The sequence below is a fragment of the Mucilaginibacter koreensis genome (genome assembly GCF_054783355.1).
Genome location: NZ_BAAGQS010000001.1, coordinates 2,186,040 through 2,207,159, shown reverse-complemented (window position 1 = coordinate 2,207,159; position 21,120 = coordinate 2,186,040). Strand labels below are relative to the sequence as shown.

The window sequence follows — 21,120 nt, the reverse complement described above, 5'->3', positions numbered from 1 at the left end:
GTGCAAAATTAAGTAAATATAAACTATTTATAACAGTGATTAATGATTTTTATAGCTTATAACTTTAAGTACTAACGGCTTCGAAATTCATATAGTTAAAAGCGTAGGCAGTGTACCTGCCATCATGAGAAAATGAAAGTGGCAGCATTATAGTTTTTTGATCAATTAATACTTCCGGGTAACCTATATCATGTTGTCGAAAGCTTATTTCTGCATCAGGCCATAAGGTAGCCAGTTTTTGTAAGGCAAATTGCCTCACTGCTGCCGATTGTGATGAGTAATCGCTTTGTGCAATTTGGTTAACATAGGCGTGTATGTACTTAAATGTAGCATCAATACCAACTATACTATGTATGTAGTCGTTAGTATAATCGGCATTAAAATATATGAACAACCCATTACAAGTAACCCTGCCCTGATACTTGCCAGTAGTTGGGCAGCTTACATCTTCAACAATAAGTTTAGTAGGGGAGAAAACTAAATCGGGCTGTAGGCGCTTAAAAAACTTATAGGCCGATTCTTTAACCGACCATAGCAACCAAACGTAGTGCTCAAATGGCAAGGAGTGCTGAAGAGCCGGATAAGCATCCTGCTCATTAACAGAGAGTATTTTAGAATAAAACCGGTACTGACGGGTGCGCTCCGGGTTAATACCTGCCAGCGCTACCACATCATTACCAATACTATTCACCTTGTGCTTTCAGGCGGGCTTCAATTACATTAATACAGCTGCCTACAGTGGTCATTTCCTCGGCTGCATCATAATCAATCTCTATATTATAGTTGGCTTCGGCATCAATAATGATATCCACTAAATTGGCAGAGTTGATTTTTAAATCTCTTATCAGGTCGGTCTGGTCGTTGATTGTATTTAATTGCTCTTTATCTTCAGTATAGGGAGCCAGTACCTTTTTAAGCTCATCTAAAATTTCTTGTCTGTTCATTAAGGGTTATATTTTGAGAATATAATACACGAATTCACATCGCCAAAGCCAAAATTAGCTTTTGCAACGATATTTATATCTTTTTTTATCAAACTTGTGGGTAAACAAGTTGGGTCAATCAGTTCAGTAATGCCTGGTTGCGGATCTTCCAGGTTAACATTCGGGTGCACAAAACCATGCATAATCTGCAATACTGAGGCTACGGATTCTATAGTGCCCGCTGCGCTCAGGCAATGCCCGATCATAGATTTAACGGAGTTTACCAGCGGAAAATCACTGCCCTGACGCCCTAAAGCTTTGGTCCAGTTTAATATCTCATGCTTATCAGCTATTGTAGCGGTTAAGTGCCCGCTGATCAAATCAACATCTTGCCCGGTTATACCCGCACTGGCTAATGATTCGGTAATGCAGCGAATCACACCTTCGGGGTTGGCTGCCGTCATGGAGCCACCGTTACGCTGCCCGCCCGAATTGCTTGAGCCGCCCAGTACTTCGGCATAAATGGTAGCGCCGCGTTCCAGGGCAGTGTCTAAATCTTCCAGCATCAAAGCTGCCGCGCCCGAACCCGGTACAAAACCACCGGCAGTAGCACTCATGGGGCGTGAAGCTTTTTCGGGCTGTGCATTAAATTTGCGCGACAATACCCGCATCGAGTCAAATGAGCCGAATACATAAGTATCCACATACTCGCTGCTGCCGGTAAGCATTCGTTTGGCCATGCCATGCTTAATGTACTCGTAACCCATTAAAATTGCCTGGGTTCCGGTAGCACAGGCAGCCGAATTGGTGAGTACTTTGTTACCCAAGCCTAAACGACCTGAAATATAAGAGGTAACGCCGCTGTTCATGGCCTGCTCTACAACGCGCGAACCCAGCTTTTTCACCTCTTTGTTATCTACACGGCTGATTACGTTTTTCATGGCCTCCGTATCAGCCACGCTGTTGCCGAATACACAGCCGGTATCCCACAGCGTTTCGGTAGTGTTTAACGAATATCCGGCATGCAGCCAGGCATCAACCGCGGCTTTCAGGCCGTAACCAATGTTTACCCCTTTCAGGCCATGTAACACTACATCAGAAATATGCGGGCGCAAATGGTCCCATTCAAAAGGAGGCACGCCGGCTACCTGGCAACTGAAATGCAGTTCTTCAAAATGCGGCACAAAGCGTATACCTGATTTGCCTTGTTGTAAGGCTTCCAGAAAATCGGGGAGGCCGATGCCGTTAGGAGACACCACACCCATGCCGGTGACTACAACACGCCTGCTCATTTCAAATCTCCTGCTTTTCTCATTATACCTGAAAAAGTTCCTTTTGCTATTCTATTGTTGTTGCTATCCAGCATGGTTACCTTACACTTTAACTTTCCAAAACGGAAGTACATTTTTTCTGATACTACCCTTACAGTTTCTCCTGGTAATACCACTTTATAAAATTCCACTTCTGATGAAGTGAATAGCGGAAACACCTGTTCTTGCGGCTGGGCAACCGGTGCTTGTTGAAGCAATAAATAGATGCCCAACACCACCAGGCCAATTTGTGCCATAATCTCGGTCACAATTACACCTGGAGTAACCGGATGACCGGGAAAATGATCTTCATAAAAAAAAGCATCTTCACGTAAAGTATATGTACCCTCTACGCCATTCTCATCCAGCCGTTGAAGATGATCCACAAACCTAAAAGATGATTTATAAGGCAAATGGTTTAATACGTTTTGGTACATAGGCAGCTAAAAGTACATTTTACCGACAATGTTCGCCACCGTCTACATGAATAATCGAACCATTAATCCAAAACGCTTCATCCATACAAAGCAAATAAATGGCATTAGCCACATCTTCGGGCTGTGTAGCCCTGCCCATAGGGTTGCGCTCCGGTATCATGTCCAGCAACTGCTCACTGCCGGCAATCCGTTTTAATGATGGGGTAGGCGTAACACCCGCCTGAATGATGTTTGTTTTTAAACCAAACCTGGCCAGGTCAACCGCCATATAAGTGGCCAAACTTTCTAATGAAGCTTTGGCTACTGATACCGCCGCATAGCTGTTCCAGTAGCGGTGCGCACCTTCGCTGGTTAAACCAATAATGCGGGCATCTTTATAAAATAAACCGGCATCAAGCAGCAGTCGGGCCCAATCCAGTAAGCTGTTGGCCATGGCATAGCTGGTATGCTGTATATCATCAACCGAAAGCAAATGATAAGCATCTCCCGCTCCGGGCTGCTCGGCTGCAAGGGGTTTTAAATTACCACGGGCAACGGCATGCAGCAGTAAGCGTACCACAGGTTGGTTATCAACGGCACTTATAAAATCTGTTAAAAATGAATTGCGGGCTGCAGCATCTAAGGCGTTGCTGTTGTAATGCAGAATAGTAACCTGGTGTTCGGTGGCTAAAGCTTCAAACTCAGCTTTCAATTTACGGGTTATGGCTGCAGGTTCGCGGTACAGTACCGCGATGTTCATACCATGGGCGGCCAGTTTTTTAACCGTTGCCAGCCCGAAGCCGCTCGATCCGCCTAAAATAACTGCCCATAGCCCGGAAAACTGCGGTTTATACTGATTCACCTTATACTTTGTTTCGCTTTGTATCTGTTTAAACTTAACCGGCTTTTTACAGTCATATACAGTGAGCGCGGAAAGATTAAATGAAGTAATTTATTAACAAATTAATCTTCAAAGTAACTAAAATTAGTTGGGATTTTGGTAAAGGAGGGGTATTATCTCGCTAACGATATCGTTTATAGCCAATGTAAGTAATGCCTCTGTTACTGTCTAACCGGCGCCGAACAATAGATTGGTAACAGCTTTTTTATATATTTTAGTAATTTTGGTTGTGATTAAACAGATGCTGAGTACAAAGATGAGATTCATCTTTATTTTAATGATGATACTGACTGTTACTACAGCCATAGCCGGTTCCATGTGGCAACGGATAGATAAGATTGCTTATTTTGAAGCGATGGCTTCTGATCACAAAGCAGCGGTTGAAAAGCAGCTTGAATTGTTAAAAGGATTCTCAGGCACAGAGAAGGAAGCCTATGAAGGCGCTTTGTTGATGAAAAAGGCCGGTTTGGTTGTGTTGCCAAAAGATAAACTGAAATATTTTAAAGCCGGACGTATTGAACTGGAAACCGCTTTGCGTAATGATGCGGATAATGCTGAATACCATTTTTTACGCCTCATTATTGAGGAGCATGCGCCTAAAATTGTAAAATATAAGGCGGATATAGCGGCTGATGCAGCGCTGGTAAAAAAAGCTTATAAAACATTGCCTCCGGCTGTTCAGCATGCCGTACGCGATTACAGTAAAACCTCTAAGGTATTATCACCTCAAGATTTTGAATAAGCAGATTGATGAGTAAAAAGGTCTTGGCCATTTATTATTCACAATCGGGCCAGTTGGGCGAAATTGTGAAATCTTTTACCTCACCGTTGGCGGATGCCGGCATGGAGGTAGAGACCGTAGTGGTGCAGCCTGCCGTACCTTATGCTTTCCCCTGGACAGGTAAGCGCTTTTTTAACGTGTTTCCGGATTGTGTATTGGGCAACACCATTGAATTGCAGCCCTTCAGTTTTAAATACCAGCAATATGATTTAATTGTACTGGGTTACCAGTCCTGGTTTCTGTCGCCCAGCATTCCGGTAAACTCCCTGCTGCAGCACCCGCAGTTTAGGGCTGTGTTAAAAGATACCCCGGTAATTACCCTCACCGGGGCCCGTAACATGTGGCTGAACGCTTTTGAGCGGGTACGTCAAACTTTAAAAGAAGCCGGGGCCTGTTTAGTAGGCAACCTGGCACTGGTTGATGAGCATCATAATGGTATCAGTTTCATTACTATCTTTTACTGGATGCTCACTGGTAAAAAAGACCGGTACTTAAACTTATTTCCCAAGCCTGGTGTGGCCGATGCAGATATTGCTAATATGGCGGTGCATGGGCAGGATGTATTGCCATTGCTGGAAAGCCAGCAGTGGAACGGTTTACAGCAGCAATGGATAAATAAAAAAGCTGTTAAGGTAAAATATCAATTGATGTTTACCGAGATTAAGGCGAAAACCATTTATGCGGTTTGGGCCAAATTTATTGCCAAACGCAAAAACCGTGAATTATGGATTTCGGTTTTTAAATACTATTTACTGGTAGCTTTCTTTATAGGAGCTCCTGTTTTAATGGTAGTTGATGCCTTATTGATTAAGCCATTTTCGGCCAAACGCATCAAAGCCAAAAAGAATTATTATTTGCAAATTTCCTAACATAAAAAGAGACATGTCAGCTACCGAAGTATACATCAACAGCACTGCCGCCTGGTTCCCGAATGAGCCGGTTTCGAATGATGAGATGGAGCAGTATTTGGGGTATATTAATAACAAACCTTCCAAGTCGAAAAAGATAGTGTTGCGCAACAACGGCATCAAAAACCGTTATTACGCACTCGAAAAGGGTGGAAAGTCTACCCATACCAACGCACAAATGACTGCTGAGGCGGTGCGCGAACTTTTTAAAGACCATCCTGAAAAAATTAAGGAAATAGAACTGCTGTCATGCGGTACTTCATCGCCCGACCAGATGATGCCAAGCCATGGTGTAATGACTCATGGCTGGCTGCCCGAGGCAGAAGGTATTGAGGTAGTATCGCCTGCCGGGGTATGCTGCGCTGGTATGCATGCCTTAAAATATGCGTACATGGCCGTAAAAACCGGCGATGTGAAATTGGCGGTAGCCACCGGTTCTGAACGTTTTTCGGGCTTGCTGGTATCTGATGTATTTGAGGATGAAGTGCAGCACTTGATTGAACTGGACGCCAACCCCTATATTGCTTTTCAGAAAGAATTTTTGCGCTGGATGTTATCTGATGGTGCTTCGGCGTTTCTATTGTCAAATCAACCCAATGAAGCAGGCCTGAGCCTGCGCATTGATTGGATAGAGGGTGTTTCTTTTGCTAATGAAATTGAAGCCTGTATGTACATGGGTACTGAAAAGCAGCCCGATGGTACATTAAAAGGCTTTATGGATTTTACCCCGGAAGAAATCAAAAATAAATCGCTGTTCAGCGTAAAGCAAGATATCAGCTTGCTGAGCGATAATATCGTGGCTTTGGGCGGAAAGAAGATCAAAGAGATTTTTGAACGCAAAGGCATGACGGCTGCCGATATTGATTATTTCATGCCACACATGTCGAGCGAGTTCTTCCGCCCGAAAATTTATGAGATGATTGATGTGTATGGTGGAGGTATTCCGTACGATAAGTGGTTTGTAAACCTGTCAACTGTGGGCAATGTGGGTGCGGCTTCTGCCTACTTGATGGTAAACGAATTATTCAATAGTGGTAAACTGAAAAAAGGCGAGCGGCTGTTGCTATTGGTACCCGAAAGCTCCCGTTTTTCTTACATGTATGCCATGTTAACGGTAGTTTAATTAATCATCTGCCATGAAAAAGGAAGAGGTTCCACAAGACAAAGGCGCATTGGGCCGGGTAACCAAAGAAGTGGTATATGCTACCGACAGTCAGGGAAATTATACCAAAGAACTGAGTACCGGTTGGGAAGTAAAAGCTACCGCCTTAGATGTAGCCTGGCAGGATATTGATGTGCGCATCGCCGATGCCAGAAAGCAGGTGCTGGATGGCAAGGCCAGCCCCATCCTATTTTTTATGGAGGCCCGCCTGATGGATATACCTACCTTGGCTGCCTATACCGGCTTTTGGCAATGGCAGGTAAAGCGACACCTAAAAACCGAGGGGTTTAAAAAGCTGTCTGACCAAAAATTAAACAAATATGCGGAAGCCTTTAATATTAAGGCAGCCGATTTTGATACCCTTACTGTAAATGAAAGTTGATTTTGAACACCGGCAGGCTGCACATTGTGAATCGGGTGTTACCAGTAATCTGCTTAGCAAAATTTCTAACAACAAAATTACCGAACCCCTGGCTTTTGGCATTGGGGCTGGGCTGTTTTTTGCCTATATCCCGTTTATAAAAATAAATAATGGGCCGGCTATTGCCTTTCGTACCATGCCCGGCGATATTTTTAAGCGTACCTGCAAATCGTTGGGCATCCCGGTTCGCAGTAAAAAGTTCAGTTCAAAAGAACAGGCCGAGGCTTTTTTGCAGGAACGGTTGAATGAAGGGCAGCCGGTGGGTTGCCAGGTAGGGGTATATTATCTATCCTATTTTCCGCGCGAATACCGTTTTCATTTTAATGCACATAACCTGGTGGTATTTGGTAAAGATGAGGACAATTACCTTATCAGCGACCCCATAATGGAAACGCCCACCACGCTAACCAGTTACGAATTGGAACGTGTGCGCTTTGCCAAAGGTGCATTAGCGCCCAAAGGGCAAATCTACTATCCTGAAAGTAATGCAACCATTACCAATGAGCAAATACAGCAGGCCATAAAAAATGGTATTAAAAAAAATGTATTCAATATGCTGTCTATTCCCGGCTGGTTTGCCGGTGTAGATGGCATCAGGTATACAGGTAAAAAAATTAAAGGCTGGCGCGATAAATTAGGTCTCAAAACTGCCGGTTCTTATCTGGCGCAGTTGGTGCGTATGCAGGAGGAGATTGGTACCGGTGGTGGTGGGTTTCGCTATATGTACGGCGCTTTTCTGCAGGAGGCACATGGCTACCACCCCCAACAGAATGAGCTATTGCAAATAGCCGCACAATTTACTCAGGCCGGTGATTTATGGCGCACAGCAGCCGTACATGCCGCAGGTATTTACAAAGGCCGGCTGGGGAGCCAGGAAGATTTTAATACCATGGGCGATTACTTGTTGGAAGTAGCCGGTATTGAAGAAGCTGCTTTTAACGCACTTAAAAAAATACAGTGGCGCGCATGAGTGCATTAGCAGTACATATCGAGAATTTAGGGTTTCGTTATCCGCAGCAATCCGGAGTACATTTTAGCGGGTTGAACTTGGAGGTGCAGCAAGGCGAGCGTTTCGGTTTGTTCGGGCCTAACGGTGCCGGTAAAACTACGCTGATGAGCTTAATGACCGGTTTGCTGGAAGCACAGCAGGGGAGCATTACTTTAGCAGGTTACCCGGTGGGACGAAAAGGGACTGTCAACCAATTGTTCGGCTTTGTGCCGCAGGACTTTTCTTTTTACCATGAACTGAGTCCGGCCGAAAACTTGGAGTTTTTTGGTGCCTGGGCAGGGTTGGGTAAAGTACAGATACTTACCCGTATTGATGAGCTGCTACAAGTATTGGGCTTAACCGAAGTAAAGAATAAGCCGGTGCAGCATTTTTCGGGTGGCATGAAGCGCAGGGTAAACCTGGCCATTGGTGTTATTCACCAACCACAGGTGTTATTTTTAGATGAACCTACTGTAGGGGTTGATGTTCAAACCCGCCACGCAATCATTACTTATTTAAAAGAATTGAACAACAGAGGCACTACATTAATATATACCTCGCACCAGTTAAGCGAGGCGCAGGAGTTATGCCGGCAAATCGCCTTAATTGATGAAGGTAAAATCATCGCACAGGGGCAAACTGAAGATTTGCTTATACAGTACCAGCAGCAAAACCTGGAAGGTTTATTTATTCATTTAACCGGTAAAGCTTATCGTAATTAATATGTTTAAGCTTTGGGCCACTATTATTAAAGATGTGCGGATTCTGTTCCGCGATAAGGCAGGGCTTATCCTGATGTTCGGCATGCCCATTCTGCTCGTGATAATTGTAACCGGTATACAGAACAGCACTTTTCAACTGGTAAAAAACGAAAAATTAAAAGTACTGGTTTGTAACCTTGATACCGGCAAAGCCGGGCAGGAGTTTACGCAGGCAATTGATAACATCGGCATGTTTAAATTGCTTCCGGCCAAAAAAGGCCTCAACGAACAGCAGCTTACTGAACGTATGCGCGTGCAGGATGCCATGCTTGCGGTTATCATTCCGGGCAACTTTTCGGTTAAGGTAAATGCAAAGGCCGGTAACGCAGCAAGCAAAGCGCTGAAAAGTTTTGGCTTGGAGGGCGATAGCGTAAAAGCAGCTCCAACGGTTGATCCGCTTACGCTGTTTTATAATCCGGTTTTACAGGAGTCGCTTCGCTTATCAGTACAAGGCGCTATGCAGAGCGGTTTGCAATTGGTTGAAAGCAGGCAAACCTTGCGTAAGCTTTACCTGGCTATTAACGATAAGCCATTGCCCGCACAACTGGAAAACGAAATGCTGAACAACCGTACGGTAATTAACCAGGTACCGGTACTGCGTAACGGCAGCCGCACAGTGCCCAATGCCTCCCAGCATAATGTACCGGCCTGGACTATTTTTGCCATGTTCTTCATCACCATCTCTTTGGGCGGCAGTGTTGTGCGCGAAAAGTTGAATGGCAGCTTTATCCGCTTAAAAACTCTACCTACCAATTATACTTTAAGCTTAATTTCCAAACAGCTGGTATACCTGGGGGTTACGCTATTGCAGGCGTTGGTAATCTTTGCCATTGGAGTGTGGTTATTTCCTGTAATCGGATTACCCAAACTCAATTTACCGGCCGATATCAGTGGGCTTGTAATCGTTACCTTATTGTGTGGCTGGTGTGCGGTAAGTTATGCCATTTGCATTGGCACATTTGCACACACCCTGGAGCAGGCTAATGGTTTCGGCGCGGTTTCTATTGTTATACTGGCCGCCATTGGTGGATTGATGGTGCCCAGCTTTGCCATGCCGGGCGCGTTTCGTACCATCATGAACTTTTCGCCGCTGCATTGGTGCCTCGAAGCTTATTATGGTTTGTTTTTAGAAGGCGGCAAACTTACTGATGTTTGGCAAAACATTGTACCTTTGCTGGTTATTACTCTGCTGATACAACTGATTACCTATACAGGTTTAAAACGCAAACATTTAATATAAATTTATGGAAAAAGAGGCGCTAAAGCAGCAGCTGAAAAGCCAGATTATACAATTTTTAAACTTAACCGATTTAAAACCGGAAGATATTAAAGACGATGAGCCTCTGTTTGGCGAAGGCTTGGGCTTAGATTCTATCGATTCGTTAGAACTGATTGTGCTTTTAAAAAGGGAATATGGTATTACCATCAATGATCCGAAGGAAGGCCGCAAGGCACTTACCGATGTGAATACCATGGCCGATTACGTGGAGCAAAACCGCACTAAATAAAATACCGGAGGAATAAGATTTGAGTAAGGTTGTAATTACCGGGATGGGCATTATTACTGCGATTGGCAGTACTGTAGGTGAAAACCATGCAGCACTGGCCGCCGGCCGTAGTGGTATAACCCGTTCCAGTCATTTTCCTTCCAAATTTTCGGGGCAGATGCCTTTTGGTGAGGTGCCTGTAAGTACTGATGAACTCAAAGCGCAGTTGCAGGTAACCGAATTGGGTGTTACCCGTACTACCTTACTGGCCCTACATGCTTTTAAAGAAGCCATTGCTGATGCAGGTTTAACTTCAGCGCAATTGGCATCTTCGCATACCGCATTGGTTAATGCAACCACTGTAGGTGGTATGTGCTTAACCGAAGAGTTGTATGCCAACGGTAACGGCAAAGCCGGAAACGAAGAGTATTTGGCATCTTATGACTATGCTTCGGTAAGCTTGTTTTTGCAGGAAAATTTTCAAATTGAAGGGGTGCTCAATACCATTAATACCGCCTGTTCGTCATCAGCTAATGCCATAATATACGGCGCCCGCTTACTCAACAATGGTTTAGCCAACCGTGTGATTGTAGGAGGGGTAGACAGTCTTTCAAAGTTTACAGTCAATGGGTTTAATGCACTGCGTATTTTATCTGATGAACCCTGTAAGCCTTTTGATGCACAGCGTAAAGGATTAAATTTAGGCGAAGGCGCTGCCTACCTGGTACTGGAGCGTGCAGAAGATGTAGCTGGTAAAAAAATATATGCCGAACTTAGCGGTTATGGCAATACCAATGATGCTTATCATCCATCATCGTTATGTGATGATGGTGAAGGGCCGTATCTTTCCATGCAAGAGGCTTTGCACAAGGCGCATTTAATGCCCGCCGATATTGATTATGTGAATACCCACGGCACCTCTACCGAAAATAATGATGAAGTGGAGTTGCAGGCTATGCGCCGGTTGTTTAATCAACTGCCTAAGTACAATTCTACCAAGGCGTATACCGGGCATACTTTGGGTGCGGCAAGCGCGGTAGAAGCTGTATTCAGCATTTTAACCTTGCAATACCAGGAAATTTATCTTACCTTAAACTTTAAACAATCTGCCGGAGGTGAAAACCTCAGTCCGGTAACTCAATATCAACAGCTGCCTGTACATCATGTGATGTCCAACTCCTTTGGTTTTGGTGGTAGTTGTACTTCACTTATATTCTCCAAGGTCTGATTTGGTATGTTTTATATCTACAAAGCCACCTGTATTTCTCCTCAGCAAACTTTCGGTGCTGTAGACCTTGACAACCTGCGTGAATCGGCCGATAATAAACTGCAAGCTCTTGAGCCACGTTATGAAGGCATACCTGCCAACGTATTGCGCCGAATGAGCAAAACAGTTAAGCTGGGTACTGCTGCTGCTACACCGCTAATTGATGCTGAACATCCGCCGCAAGGCATTATTATGGGCAGCGGCAACGGTGGTATGGAAGAAAGTGGGCGCTTTTTGAACCAAATTGTAGAGTATGACGAAGACATGCTTACACCCGGCAACTTTGTGCAAAGTACCCCGAATACGGTGACTTCGCAGCTGTGTTTGCTGCTCAAACGGCGGGAGTATAATATTACCCATGTGCAGCGGGGGCTATCTTTCGAAAATGCCCTGATGGATACGGATATGCTGTTAAAAGAATATCCGGACAAAGTTTATTTGCTGGGTGGGGTTGATGAAATTGCCTCATACAACCATGAAATTGATAAATTAAGCGGCTGGTTTAAGCAGGAGGCCGTTAACAACAGAAACTTATATTATAGCTCAACGCCCGGCAGCATTGCCGGCGAAGGGGTAGCTATGTTTTTAACCGGTACAAACGCAGCTGGTGCTATGGCGCAGGTACAGGCTTACACCATGAGCACCACTACAGATGCGCAAGTATTTAGGCAGCAATTAACTAAATTCTTGCAGCAACATTTACCTCAAGGCGGCCAAATTGATTTATTACTGAGTGGTGATGGCGGCGACAGCCGGCAAACCCGTTTTTATGAAATCAGCGAAGCTTTAGTTGGGGCAGATACTACCATAGCCCGCTTCAAGCACATGTGCGGCGAATATCCAACGGCTTCGGCTTTTGCGATGTGGTTAAGTTGTATGCTGGTAAGCGGCGGGGTTAGTTTGCCTGCTCACGCGGTTAAAAAACAGGGTTCAGCAGGCGGGTATCATACTATTTTAATTCACAATACCCATAAGGGAGCACAGCATAGCCTTATGTTGGTAAGGACTGTAAAGACATAACTTTCTTCTGTTATTTCCATCATAATTGTTATGCTGAACTTGTTTCAGCACCTAACTTGATAAGTTACGGATGCTTATCGCTTTATTTACCCTGAGAGATGCTGAAACAAGTTTAGCATCTCATCCACCAACAACTATTTTTCATCTTCCTCATCACCCGGATCTTTATCGGTACCGGCAGGTGTAGGGGCGGGTGCAGTAGTGGTGTTATTGTTACCGTTATTCGTAGTGTTACGCCTTGACCGGCGGTTGCGGTTGCCAAACATTTCGCGGAAGAAATCGCTAAAGGTTTCAAAATCGCGTTGATAAATTAAACCTATGCCATTTACATACTGCGGAATCAGCGACTCTGTTAAGTTATTTAACGTAGTGGTATTTAACACCCGGTAAGAATAGCGGCCACGCAGTCGTCCATCGGTTCTGATCAAAAACTCTGCGCTAAAATCACGCGTCAGGTTATTAAAGTTGGAGTTTAACAGGTTGGTATTGCTGTTAAAAAGGTCATTACTGCCATTGGTATTGTACAAACTTCCGCTAAAAATCAGGCGGTCGTTCCAGAATTTAAACGAGGCGCTGGCATCGTTAAACGAGCGGATGTTTAAATCGAAATACTTGATGTTAGATTGTGCAATAATACTATTCAGCTTATTAAAGGCAAATTCGCTTACTGCTTCGGTGGCCGTGCCGCGCAACTCGCTGTTAATGTTACTGCCTGTACCCGGTGCAAACTGCCGGCGTACAATAATACTAAGCGCCTGCTGGCTACGGTTATTATAATCGTTCAGGTAAGTGGCCACGTCATCCTTAATGGATGGGTCAGTTGGGAAGGTAAAGTCAAAATCGATCTGCGGCTGCAGCAGCGACCGGGTAATAATCAATTCCGCTTGTACCAGTTTTTGCTGGTTACCAGTGGGTGATTGCAGGCCGGCAGCCGTATAGAGGTTATTGATATTGGTACGCACTTCATAAATAGCGCGCAGGTTAATCTCGGCATTTGAAGGATTCCCCGTCCATCGTATAGTTCCACCCTGGGTTACCTCGAAGTTTTTACTGATAAAGTTTTTAGCCGTAAACTCAAACTTACCCGATGAAATGAGGAAGTCGCCATACATATCAAAGTCGCCAAAACTGTTAATTTTTAAATTAAGGTTGTTAGCCACACCCCGGCCTTCCAATACACCTAAATCGGTAGTAATGCGTACCAGGGTTTTCTCATCAATGCTCAAATCAAAATTAAGGGTGATGCCTTTGAATGCATTACCATTACTAATGGCTTGGGTAGTATCTTTATGGCTTACAAACTTCACAAAATCATACTCGCTGGCAGTAGCCGAAGTATTAAGCGGGATGTTGAATACGGTGCTGTCTTCGCTACGGGCTTTAATGTCGATATACATACTGTCTATCGGCCCGGTAAAGCTGAACCGACCAGAGGCAAAAGCTTTGCCGTAATACAAGTGATTATCTTTAAACGTAGTATTCAATGCCATTAAGTTTTGGGCATCAATGTTTACATCTAAGGTAGGATTGCTCAGGTTATTTAAATCAACGGTGCCATTGGCAGTACCCACACCGCCCCGCGGACCACGCATTTTAAGGTTACTGATTTTGATTACACTATTGGTCACCTGCAGTTTATCATCAATAGTATAAGGCACCTGCAAATAATCTACCGTTAAGCCGGTGCCGGCCAATGTAATAGTTCCGTTTAACTGAGGTTTAGATACCGAGCCGGTAAGCTTCAAGTCGGTAGAGATATTGCCTTTCAAGTCAGAAACCAAACCTGTAGTGAAAGGCGAAAAGATAACTGACTTGGTTTGGTTCATGCGAACATCAAAATCCAACGCATTCTCGCTGTCTTCACCCAGGCGATAAGCACCCTGAATGTTCATCGTCTCCAGCCCTCGGTCTAATATATTAAGTTTGATGTTGGCCAGTTTCCGCTCTTCATCCAGGTTCGATTTAATTTTCAGGTTACCAATCAGCGTATTGTTCATGGTTAGGGTATCTACCCTTAAATCGGCATCTACACCCGGCGATTTGGTTACAGAGGTGAGCACCACATCACCATTCAGTTTACCCGTGAAATGTACGCCTGCTGCCTTAGTCAGCTGGTCAAGGGTTACCATGCTGAATTTATCGAACACCACATTCAGCTTATCATCAGGGCTGTCTGAAACAAAGCCGTTAATGCGTACCCGCTGCTCACCGTTTGAAAGTTCAAAACCTTGTATCTGCGTTTTGCCGTCCAGTAAACGGATGCGTACCTGCTGCTGTAACTTCCAGCGCTGGTTTTCCAAAATTACATCTGAAGGCAATAGTTTTAATTTAGCAGTGGTATCGCGGCCAAACTCAACCAGGCCGTACAAGTCGAGCTGGTTTACCGCGCTTTTATCTGATAGCTTAACGTTAAAGTTTAAACTGTCGTTTTTCAGGAAATTAGTAATGTTAATATCCCTGATAAAAAGGCTGTCGGTTAAATCTACACGGCTTAATGAGAGGTTGACACCTAATTCACTATCACTTGTGCTCTCGTCAATAATAAAATCATGAAGTACAATTTTGCCGTATTTGATGGTTTTGATAAGACCATTCAGGGTTGCTGTTTTATCGGCAGAGCTGAAGTGGCCGTTAAACGTGCCTTCATCTGGTATTTGCACCTGCGGCGCAAACATGGCTAATGCCGGGCTCAGATTTTTAAGCCGAAGCGTGAAATCAAAATTTTGTACCCCCGGTTTGGTGATGGTAGTTTTAAGCGAAGGAATATATTTTTTGACGATAGCTTTGAAATAAGAGGGCAGGGTAGCCAGATCGTAGGTGCCCCTGATGCTGCCATCAGCTAAATCAGAACGCAGGCTAATTATACGGTTTGCGCCGCGGCCGCGTGCGGTTAAAGCTACAGAGTCTACTAAAAAGTTGTGGCGCGGGTCAATAATCCGTACAGGAGATAGCACAACACTGCCTTGTAAATTTTTTAAATTGTTACCCGAAAATGCAGTGTTAATGTGAGTGCTCAGCGTAATGGTATCTTTCAATAAATGTAACCTAAACAAGTTAGCATCACTAACCAACCCATTCACTGAGTAAGTGGGCAGTGCTGAATTTAAATTGATGCGGCCGTTAATAGCCAGCTTAATGTTACGATCGTTGATGTTGATTTTGGCGTTAGCCACCTGTTTAATGAAGCTGCCGTTAACTCTAAGGTTGTTGTAAGTATAGCCCTGATAAGTTAAATAAGTGAGGCGGGCATCAGCCTTTATACCCAAAGTTTTTACATCATCGCCGCTACCATCAATATTGGCAGTAAAGGTGCTGCGGCCTAAATCGGATTGATCAAGCAGGTAACCTAAGTTCAGATTATAGCCTGTTACTTTGCCTGCATAAGAGGGCACCATGTTTTTATCAAACTTAATACGCACGTCAGAATCAAACCGGCCCGGCTTGGTTTTAAAAGTACCACGGGTAACAAAATTATTCTGGTAGCCATCCATTAAACCGGTAAAATTAATATTGCCAAACTTGTTCAAAAAATCAGGCAATTTGAATTTTGCATCGTTGGTTAAAGGACCTAAAATGCGCTCTAGGTCCCGTTTATTGGTGGCCAGCTGGTCAAACTTGAGGTTAAGGTAGGTGCGTTCCCAATCGGGTAAACCCCTTAAATGAAAATCACCTTTTATATAGGTAGCTTGTCCGCCGGTAACGGTTAAGTGCCGGGCTTTTAAATTATTGACCGGCCCCCAGGCACGACCATCTACTCCGAAATTGAAGTTGATACCTTCCAGCGAACTGGTAAAGTAGCGAATATCAGTTGATGAGATTCTGGAATCCTGAACATCGGCCTCCATATACACCTTACGCTCCACATCCGAAAAATCATCAAACGACTTAAACCGCATCCTGAAATAGTTTTTCAGGCGGGAGTTGGGTGTAACAATAGATAAGTTTTGCAACAAAATCTGGTTCGTATCTATTGTAGCATTGGCATTAAAGTCCTTAACGTAAAAGCCGCTTTTTTCTTTGAGGGTTAAATGCTGTACACCGGCTTTAAACAAGTGGTTGGATAAATCCATACCGTTCAACTCCACGCTGAGGCGCTTTACATCTACATCGTCAAAATTTACCTGGCGGCCCATCGCCGTATCCTTTTCCAGGTAATTTTTATAACGGAAACGCAAGTTGTTTACCGCAATTTTTTGAAAGTTGAGGTGCCAAGGCTTGCCGGGTGTTGTAGTAGTGGTGTCATTACCACCGCTGCTGAAATAGTCAATAATAAATTTGAGGTTGCTGGTGCTGTCCTTATACTGCTTTAAATAAGCAGTACCGTTATCCAGCTGTATGCGTTCAAAATTAATGCTGCGCCGTTTCAGGCTGTTGAAGATAGAAAACCCACTCAGTTTTACCGTAAGGCGCGGGGTACGTAATAGTGTATCTTTTTGCTTGTCAAGAATATAAAAGCCTTCTAAAACAACAGAAGAGAAGGGTTTGATATACAGACTTTTGATATCTACCTTGGTATGTAACTCGCCGGATAAGTAGGATGCGCCTTTTTTAGCTGCCCAGGTTTGCACCGGCTTGTACTGGAAAAGTAAAAGAATAATACCAATCATCAGGAAGATAACCAGCACCACGCCCAGCGTTATTTTGAGTAGTTTTTTAATAACTTTGTATTTTAAAAATCAGAGTTAACCCTATTGTGCCTGTAATATTAGGAATTGAATCTTCGTGCGATGAAACCTCGGCTGCTGTATGCGCTGATGGCGTAATGCTGAGCAATGTCATCGCCAACCAAACTATACATGAAGCCTATGGCGGCGTAGTGCCCGAACTGGCCTCACGCGTTCATCAGCAAAACATTATTCCTGCTGTGCAACAAGCTATATTAAACGCAAAAATAAGTAAAAATGATATTGATGCAGTAGCTTTTACACGCGGGCCCGGTCTTTTAGGTTCACTTTTAGTAGGCGTAAGCTTTGCAAAGGCGTTTGCGCTTGCACAAGGTATACCGCTTATTGAAATTAACCACATGCAAGCCCACGTGTTGGCACACTTTATTGCTGAACATAAACCACAATTCCCGTTCTTATGTTTGACCGTTTCGGGCGGACATACGCAAATAGTTTTGGTGAAAGATTATTTTGATATGGAAATCATCGGCCAAACCCAGGATGATGCTGCAGGTGAGGCGATGGATAAAACCAGTAAAATATTGGGTTTGCCTTATCCCGGAGGGCCTTTGATTGATAAAAATGCTCGTTTAGGCAATCCGGATGCCTACCAGTTTCCGGAACCGCAGATACCGGGCTACAATTTTAGCTTCAGCGGTTTGAAAACAGCTATTTTGTATTTCATCCGCGATAATGTAGCCAAAAATCCAAACTTCATTGAGGAGAACCTGCCGGATATCTGCGCTTCTGTTGAAAAACGGATCACCACAATTTTGCTGAACAAACTAAAAAAGGCGGCTCTGCAATATGGTATTAGAGATTTGGCTTTGGCAGGCGGCGTATCTGCCAATACCGGCCTGCGCCAGGGGCTGCAACAGTTGTGTGAGCAACAGGGCTGGAACAGTTTTATCCCCAAATTTGAATACTGCACGGATAATGCAGCAATGATAGCCATTGCCGGTTATCATAAGTTTTTAAAAGGAGATTTTGTAGGTCAGGATGTTTCACCCCTGGCCCGTATGCCTTTTTAACTAATGAGTGAAGCTGTGAGGGATGGAATGATTAATCATGCTTCTACCCTAAACATAACCTCAGTTTTTTGATTTTTGAATTTTTAATTTTGACTTTATAACATGACTACCGCTTCTGTAATTTTTTGGCTGATTTTCGTTCTGCCCTTGCTGGCTGTGTTGGTTTGGGTGTTGCGGCAGGATAAACGTAAAGGCAAAACCGGCCTGCTGGTGCTGGCGGTAATTGTGGTAGGCGGTATCATTTATATGTTTGTAATGCTCAAAAAGAGGGCGGAGCAAGACGCACAAAAAGGCTTAGAAAATGCAGCGGTAGTACAGCAACTACCGTTTCAGGGATGAATATTCAGGAAAATCGTGGCCTAGTACTGTAAAGGTATCTTTGTATTTGTTTTTGATGTCGCGGTAGCGGGCCTGGCGCTCCTCTTCGGTAAGGTTTGCGGCGTTAATGGTTTTCATCAACTGGTAAATTTCGTTTTCCAGCAGTTCGTCTGCTTCTTCATCAGCCAGCTCTAAAGTGGGTTCAGTACTTTTTGCGTTTATAATAAATAAAAAGCTGCCAAAGGCTAATATAAGCAGGGTAAGGATAATGTGAAAGCTGTTCATACTAATTGGGTACACTTTTCAATCTATAATCAACTCTTATTAATCAATACTATCCAAATTTACGTTGCCAAAAGAGGTTTGGATTTCACTGAAATGAAATACTTTTAAAGCTCTCGACTTCGTTGATTCGGATGTTATTGTACGCAATAATTAAATAAAGGTTACAGAATTATTTAACTGTTGTTACCGGTTCACTTGTGTATATCTTAATAAAAAAGGCCCTTCAGCAAATGCTAAAGGGCCTTTTTTATAAAAGCTGATAGTTAATCTAGCTTATGCTTCGGCAAGGTCGCCATTTACAGCTTCCTTAATTTTGTTTTCCAGTTCTTCGGCTAACTCAGGGTTATCATGCACCAGTTGCTTAACCGCATCGCGGCCCTGGCCCAGGCGGGTTTCGCCATAGCTGAACCATGAACCTGATTTTTTAATGATGTTGTGCTCTACACCCAGGTCAATGATCTCACCGGCTTTAGAAATACCTTCACCAAACATGATATCAAACTCAGCCAGGCGGAACGGAGGCGCTACTTTATTTTTCACCACCTTTACCTTCACACGGTTACCTGATACTTCGTCGGTATCTTTAATTTGTGATATACGGCGTACATCCAAACGTACTGAAGCATAGAATTTCAGGGCGTTACCACCGGTGGTAGTTTCAGGGTTACCGAACATTACACCAATCTTTTCGCGCAGCTGGTTAATAAAGATACAGCAGCAGCCTGTTTTGTTAATGGTACCGGTAAGCTTACGTAAGGCTTGTGACATTAAGCGGGCTTGTAAACCCATTTTGCTGTCACCCATTTCGCCTTCAATCTCACCTTTAGGTACCAAGGCAGCTACCGAGTCAATTACCAAAATATCAATAGCGCCTGAGCGGATCAGGTTGTCGGCAATTTCAAGCGCCTGCTCACCGTGATCGGGCTGAGAGATTAACAGGTTCTCTACGTCTACGCCTAATTTTTGTGCATAAAATCTGTCAAAAGCGTGCTCTGCATCAATAAAGGCTGCAATGCCGCCTTTCTTTTGTGCTTCGGCAATGGCATGGATAGCCAGGGTAGTTTTACCTGACGACTCCGGACCGTAAATTTCAATTACACGGCCTTTAGGTAAACCACCTACACCAAGGGCAAGGTCGAGCGTTAACGAACCGGTAGGGATCACTTCAATAGGCTCAATTGCACTCTCGCCTAATTTCATAATGGTTCCTTTACCGTACGATTTTTCCAGCTTATCTAAGGTAAGCTGAAGGGCTTTTAGTTTATCTGCGTTTGCGTTACTCATCTTGTTTATTTGTATAACAAATATACTGAATTTAATTGATTTGCTAAATTAATTAGTAAAAAATAAGTGCCTGAAATTGCCGGTGTAAATCAAATTTATAATAATGATGAACAGTAAAATCAGCCTTAAGTTCTTATTGATTTATAATATAAATATACAAATAATTGTTGTTAGTTAACAGTAATGCAAGGCTTATTTCATGAAATAATGGTATTGATAAACAGATACTTATACGGCATGTTTCTGCCTTTACAATAGCATGATATTATAACCATAAGGAAAGTGCGTTTTTATAAAATCACGTTAAAAATAATGCGGCCTACAGGTTCTTATTTGCGGGAACCGGTGAAATCGGTATAAGAGTTTTTGATGTACAACATTAATTCATAATCGTTCATTTGGTGTACCTGCCCTAACGAAGGCCGGTACTTTTCCATAAACAACTGCAAAGAATCTCCTTTTAAACCTGTAATGGCGCTTACTCTTGAGCGGCTGAACGATTGGTCAACGGCGGCTACCTGCTCATCTCTGATGAGGTTTTTTTGCAGGCGGGATTTGGGCGCTTTGTGCTTACCCAGCAAACTGACAACCGAAAGCAGGTTAACACTCACTAATGAGGTGGTATTGTTAGGCGCATCAATATAGTTAGGTGGCTTATAAGCATAAGGCGATCGGGTAATAAAGGCATCTTTAATAGTAGGGGCCTTGTAATTAAATACCGATGCAAACTCCTTACGGTTACGCACAGAATCTTTTTTAAAGTCGCGCTTCCCATTGATGATCACCGGGCGCAGTATCATGGAGTAGGAGGTTAGGTAAAGTACTAAGGTGTCTTTAAATGATTTGCTTTTTACGGTATAATAGTAAGGTTGATAATTAGGATGCGTGATATTAACAGTATCACCCGGTTTTATTTGATATAGAGTAAACCGCCCGTTTACATCACTAAACGTTTTGGTGTTGGCACTGCTTAAGCCGGCGTTAGCTATAGGCATATGGGTTAACGGGTCGATCAGTTTTCCGTGCAGGGTTTGCGCCCATAATGGGCTACACCAGCACATGAGCAACAGGCAATAAAATGATTTCATGCAATTGGTACAGCAGCTGGGTAAGTATTTGTCTGCTGCTTGTCTAAATTACAAGTTAAGTGGTTTCAGATTAGTTATTTAACACACCTTAACATTTGAAAGTTA

Annotated in this window: 21 protein-coding genes; 12 read left to right on the top strand and 9 right to left on the bottom strand. The window is 43.6% G+C overall.

Annotation, left to right across the window (positions count from 1 at the left end):
• Nucleotides 1-64: 64 nt before the first annotated feature.
• The 5 genes from ACYVNW_RS10040 to ACYVNW_RS10020 are packed head-to-tail and all read right to left on the bottom strand — an operon-like array spanning nucleotide 65 to nucleotide 3,511.
• Complete coding sequence (locus ACYVNW_RS10040; RefSeq protein ID WP_460679727.1) at nucleotides 65-691, bottom strand: 4'-phosphopantetheinyl transferase family protein; 627 nt, start codon at nucleotides 689-691, stop codon at nucleotides 65-67.
• A complete protein-coding gene (locus ACYVNW_RS10035) occupies nucleotides 684-944 on the bottom strand; it encodes an acyl carrier protein (RefSeq protein WP_460679726.1) in 261 nt (86 codons plus the stop codon). Before ACYVNW_RS10035 ends, ACYVNW_RS10040 begins: the two co-directional genes overlap by 8 nt.
• Nucleotides 944-2,215 (bottom strand): beta-ketoacyl-[acyl-carrier-protein] synthase family protein, encoded by a 1,272-nt coding sequence (locus ACYVNW_RS10030; protein WP_460679725.1) that lies wholly within the window; start codon nucleotides 2,213-2,215, stop codon nucleotides 944-946. The genes ACYVNW_RS10035 and ACYVNW_RS10030 overlap by 1 nt, the downstream gene beginning before the upstream one ends.
• On the bottom strand, nucleotides 2,212-2,670 hold the full coding sequence (locus ACYVNW_RS10025) for a 3-hydroxyacyl-ACP dehydratase FabZ family protein (RefSeq protein ID WP_460679724.1): 459 nt from the start codon (nucleotides 2,668-2,670) through the stop codon (nucleotides 2,212-2,214). The genes ACYVNW_RS10030 and ACYVNW_RS10025 overlap by 4 nt, the downstream gene beginning before the upstream one ends.
• A gap of 19 nt (nucleotides 2,671-2,689) precedes the next feature.
• Nucleotides 2,690-3,511, bottom strand: a complete 822-nt coding sequence (locus ACYVNW_RS10020) for an SDR family oxidoreductase (RefSeq protein ID WP_460679723.1) — start codon at nucleotides 3,509-3,511, stop codon at nucleotides 2,690-2,692.
• A gap of 295 nt (nucleotides 3,512-3,806) precedes the next feature.
• Here ACYVNW_RS10020 and ACYVNW_RS10015 point away from each other — a divergent pair, with 295 nt between their 5' ends.
• Genes ACYVNW_RS10015 through ACYVNW_RS09970 form a run of 10 tightly spaced genes read left to right on the top strand, consistent with a single transcriptional unit; the run spans nucleotide 3,807 to nucleotide 12,345 of the window.
• Nucleotides 3,807-4,292: a hypothetical protein gene (locus ACYVNW_RS10015; RefSeq protein ID WP_460679722.1), complete on the top strand. Its 486-nt coding sequence runs from the start codon at nucleotides 3,807-3,809 to the stop codon at nucleotides 4,290-4,292.
• Nucleotides 4,293-4,300: 8 nt separating this feature from the next.
• Nucleotides 4,301-5,200 carry a hypothetical protein gene (locus ACYVNW_RS10010; RefSeq protein WP_460679721.1) on the top strand — a complete coding sequence of 300 codons (900 nt, stop codon included), beginning with the start codon at nucleotides 4,301-4,303 and terminating at the stop codon, nucleotides 5,198-5,200.
• A gap of 13 nt (nucleotides 5,201-5,213) precedes the next feature.
• A complete protein-coding gene (locus tag ACYVNW_RS10005; RefSeq protein WP_460679720.1) occupies nucleotides 5,214-6,362 on the top strand; it encodes a beta-ketoacyl-ACP synthase III in 1,149 nt (382 codons plus the stop codon).
• Nucleotides 6,363-6,375: 13 nt separating this feature from the next.
• Entirely contained in the window at nucleotides 6,376-6,783 is a 408-nt protein-coding gene (locus ACYVNW_RS10000) for a hypothetical protein (RefSeq protein WP_460679719.1), read from the top strand.
• Complete coding sequence (locus ACYVNW_RS09995) at nucleotides 6,773-7,792, top strand: BtrH N-terminal domain-containing protein (protein WP_460679718.1); 1,020 nt, start codon at nucleotides 6,773-6,775, stop codon at nucleotides 7,790-7,792. Before ACYVNW_RS10000 ends, ACYVNW_RS09995 begins: the two co-directional genes overlap by 11 nt.
• Nucleotides 7,789-8,532, top strand: coding sequence for an ABC transporter ATP-binding protein (locus tag ACYVNW_RS09990; RefSeq protein ID WP_460679717.1), 744 nt, complete (start codon nucleotides 7,789-7,791; stop codon nucleotides 8,530-8,532). Before ACYVNW_RS09995 ends, ACYVNW_RS09990 begins: the two co-directional genes overlap by 4 nt.
• 1 nt (nucleotide 8,533) lies before the next feature.
• Complete coding sequence (locus ACYVNW_RS09985) at nucleotides 8,534-9,811, top strand: ABC transporter permease (protein ID WP_460679716.1); 1,278 nt, start codon at nucleotides 8,534-8,536, stop codon at nucleotides 9,809-9,811.
• 4 nt (nucleotides 9,812-9,815) lie between these two features.
• Nucleotides 9,816-10,079, top strand: coding sequence for a phosphopantetheine-binding protein (locus ACYVNW_RS09980; protein WP_460679715.1), 264 nt, complete (start codon nucleotides 9,816-9,818; stop codon nucleotides 10,077-10,079).
• Between the two features lie 19 nt (nucleotides 10,080-10,098).
• Nucleotides 10,099-11,286: a beta-ketoacyl-[acyl-carrier-protein] synthase family protein gene (locus tag ACYVNW_RS09975; RefSeq protein ID WP_460679714.1), complete on the top strand. Its 1,188-nt coding sequence runs from the start codon at nucleotides 10,099-10,101 to the stop codon at nucleotides 11,284-11,286.
• Between the two features lie 6 nt (nucleotides 11,287-11,292).
• Complete coding sequence (locus tag ACYVNW_RS09970; protein WP_460679713.1) at nucleotides 11,293-12,345, top strand: beta-ketoacyl synthase chain length factor; 1,053 nt, start codon at nucleotides 11,293-11,295, stop codon at nucleotides 12,343-12,345.
• A 134-nt stretch (nucleotides 12,346-12,479) separates the two neighbouring features.
• Here the strand turns inward: ACYVNW_RS09970 and ACYVNW_RS09965 are convergent, their stop codons facing one another.
• On the bottom strand, nucleotides 12,480-16,973 hold the full coding sequence (locus ACYVNW_RS09965) for a translocation/assembly module TamB domain-containing protein (RefSeq protein WP_460679712.1): 4,494 nt from the start codon (nucleotides 16,971-16,973) through the stop codon (nucleotides 12,480-12,482).
• Nucleotides 16,974-17,038: 65 nt separating this feature from the next.
• On the opposite strand from ACYVNW_RS09965, the gene tsaD reads away from it, so the two are divergent.
• Together tsaD and ACYVNW_RS09955 are read left to right on the top strand one after the other, a co-directional pair.
• A complete protein-coding gene (gene tsaD, locus ACYVNW_RS09960; RefSeq protein WP_460679711.1) occupies nucleotides 17,039-18,040 on the top strand; it encodes a tRNA (adenosine(37)-N6)-threonylcarbamoyltransferase complex transferase subunit TsaD in 1,002 nt (333 codons plus the stop codon).
• A gap of 102 nt (nucleotides 18,041-18,142) precedes the next feature.
• Complete coding sequence (locus ACYVNW_RS09955) at nucleotides 18,143-18,379, top strand: hypothetical protein (protein WP_460679710.1); 237 nt, start codon at nucleotides 18,143-18,145, stop codon at nucleotides 18,377-18,379.
• Here ACYVNW_RS09955 and ACYVNW_RS09950 read toward each other — a convergent pair.
• From ACYVNW_RS09950 to ACYVNW_RS09940, 3 genes are all read right to left on the bottom strand, one after another.
• Nucleotides 18,362-18,643 carry a hypothetical protein gene (locus ACYVNW_RS09950; protein WP_460679709.1) on the bottom strand — a complete coding sequence of 94 codons (282 nt, stop codon included), beginning with the start codon at nucleotides 18,641-18,643 and terminating at the stop codon, nucleotides 18,362-18,364. The genes ACYVNW_RS09955 and ACYVNW_RS09950 overlap by 18 nt on opposite strands.
• Before the next feature lie 273 nt (nucleotides 18,644-18,916).
• The gene (recA, locus tag ACYVNW_RS09945) at nucleotides 18,917-19,927 is read right to left on the bottom strand and encodes a recombinase RecA (RefSeq protein WP_460679708.1); all 1,011 of its coding nucleotides are present in this window, start codon (nucleotides 19,925-19,927) and stop codon (nucleotides 18,917-18,919) included.
• A 329-nt stretch (nucleotides 19,928-20,256) separates the two neighbouring features.
• Complete coding sequence (locus tag ACYVNW_RS09940; RefSeq protein ID WP_460679707.1) at nucleotides 20,257-21,015, bottom strand: carboxypeptidase-like regulatory domain-containing protein; 759 nt, start codon at nucleotides 21,013-21,015, stop codon at nucleotides 20,257-20,259.
• Nucleotides 21,016-21,120: the final 105 nt, after the last annotated feature.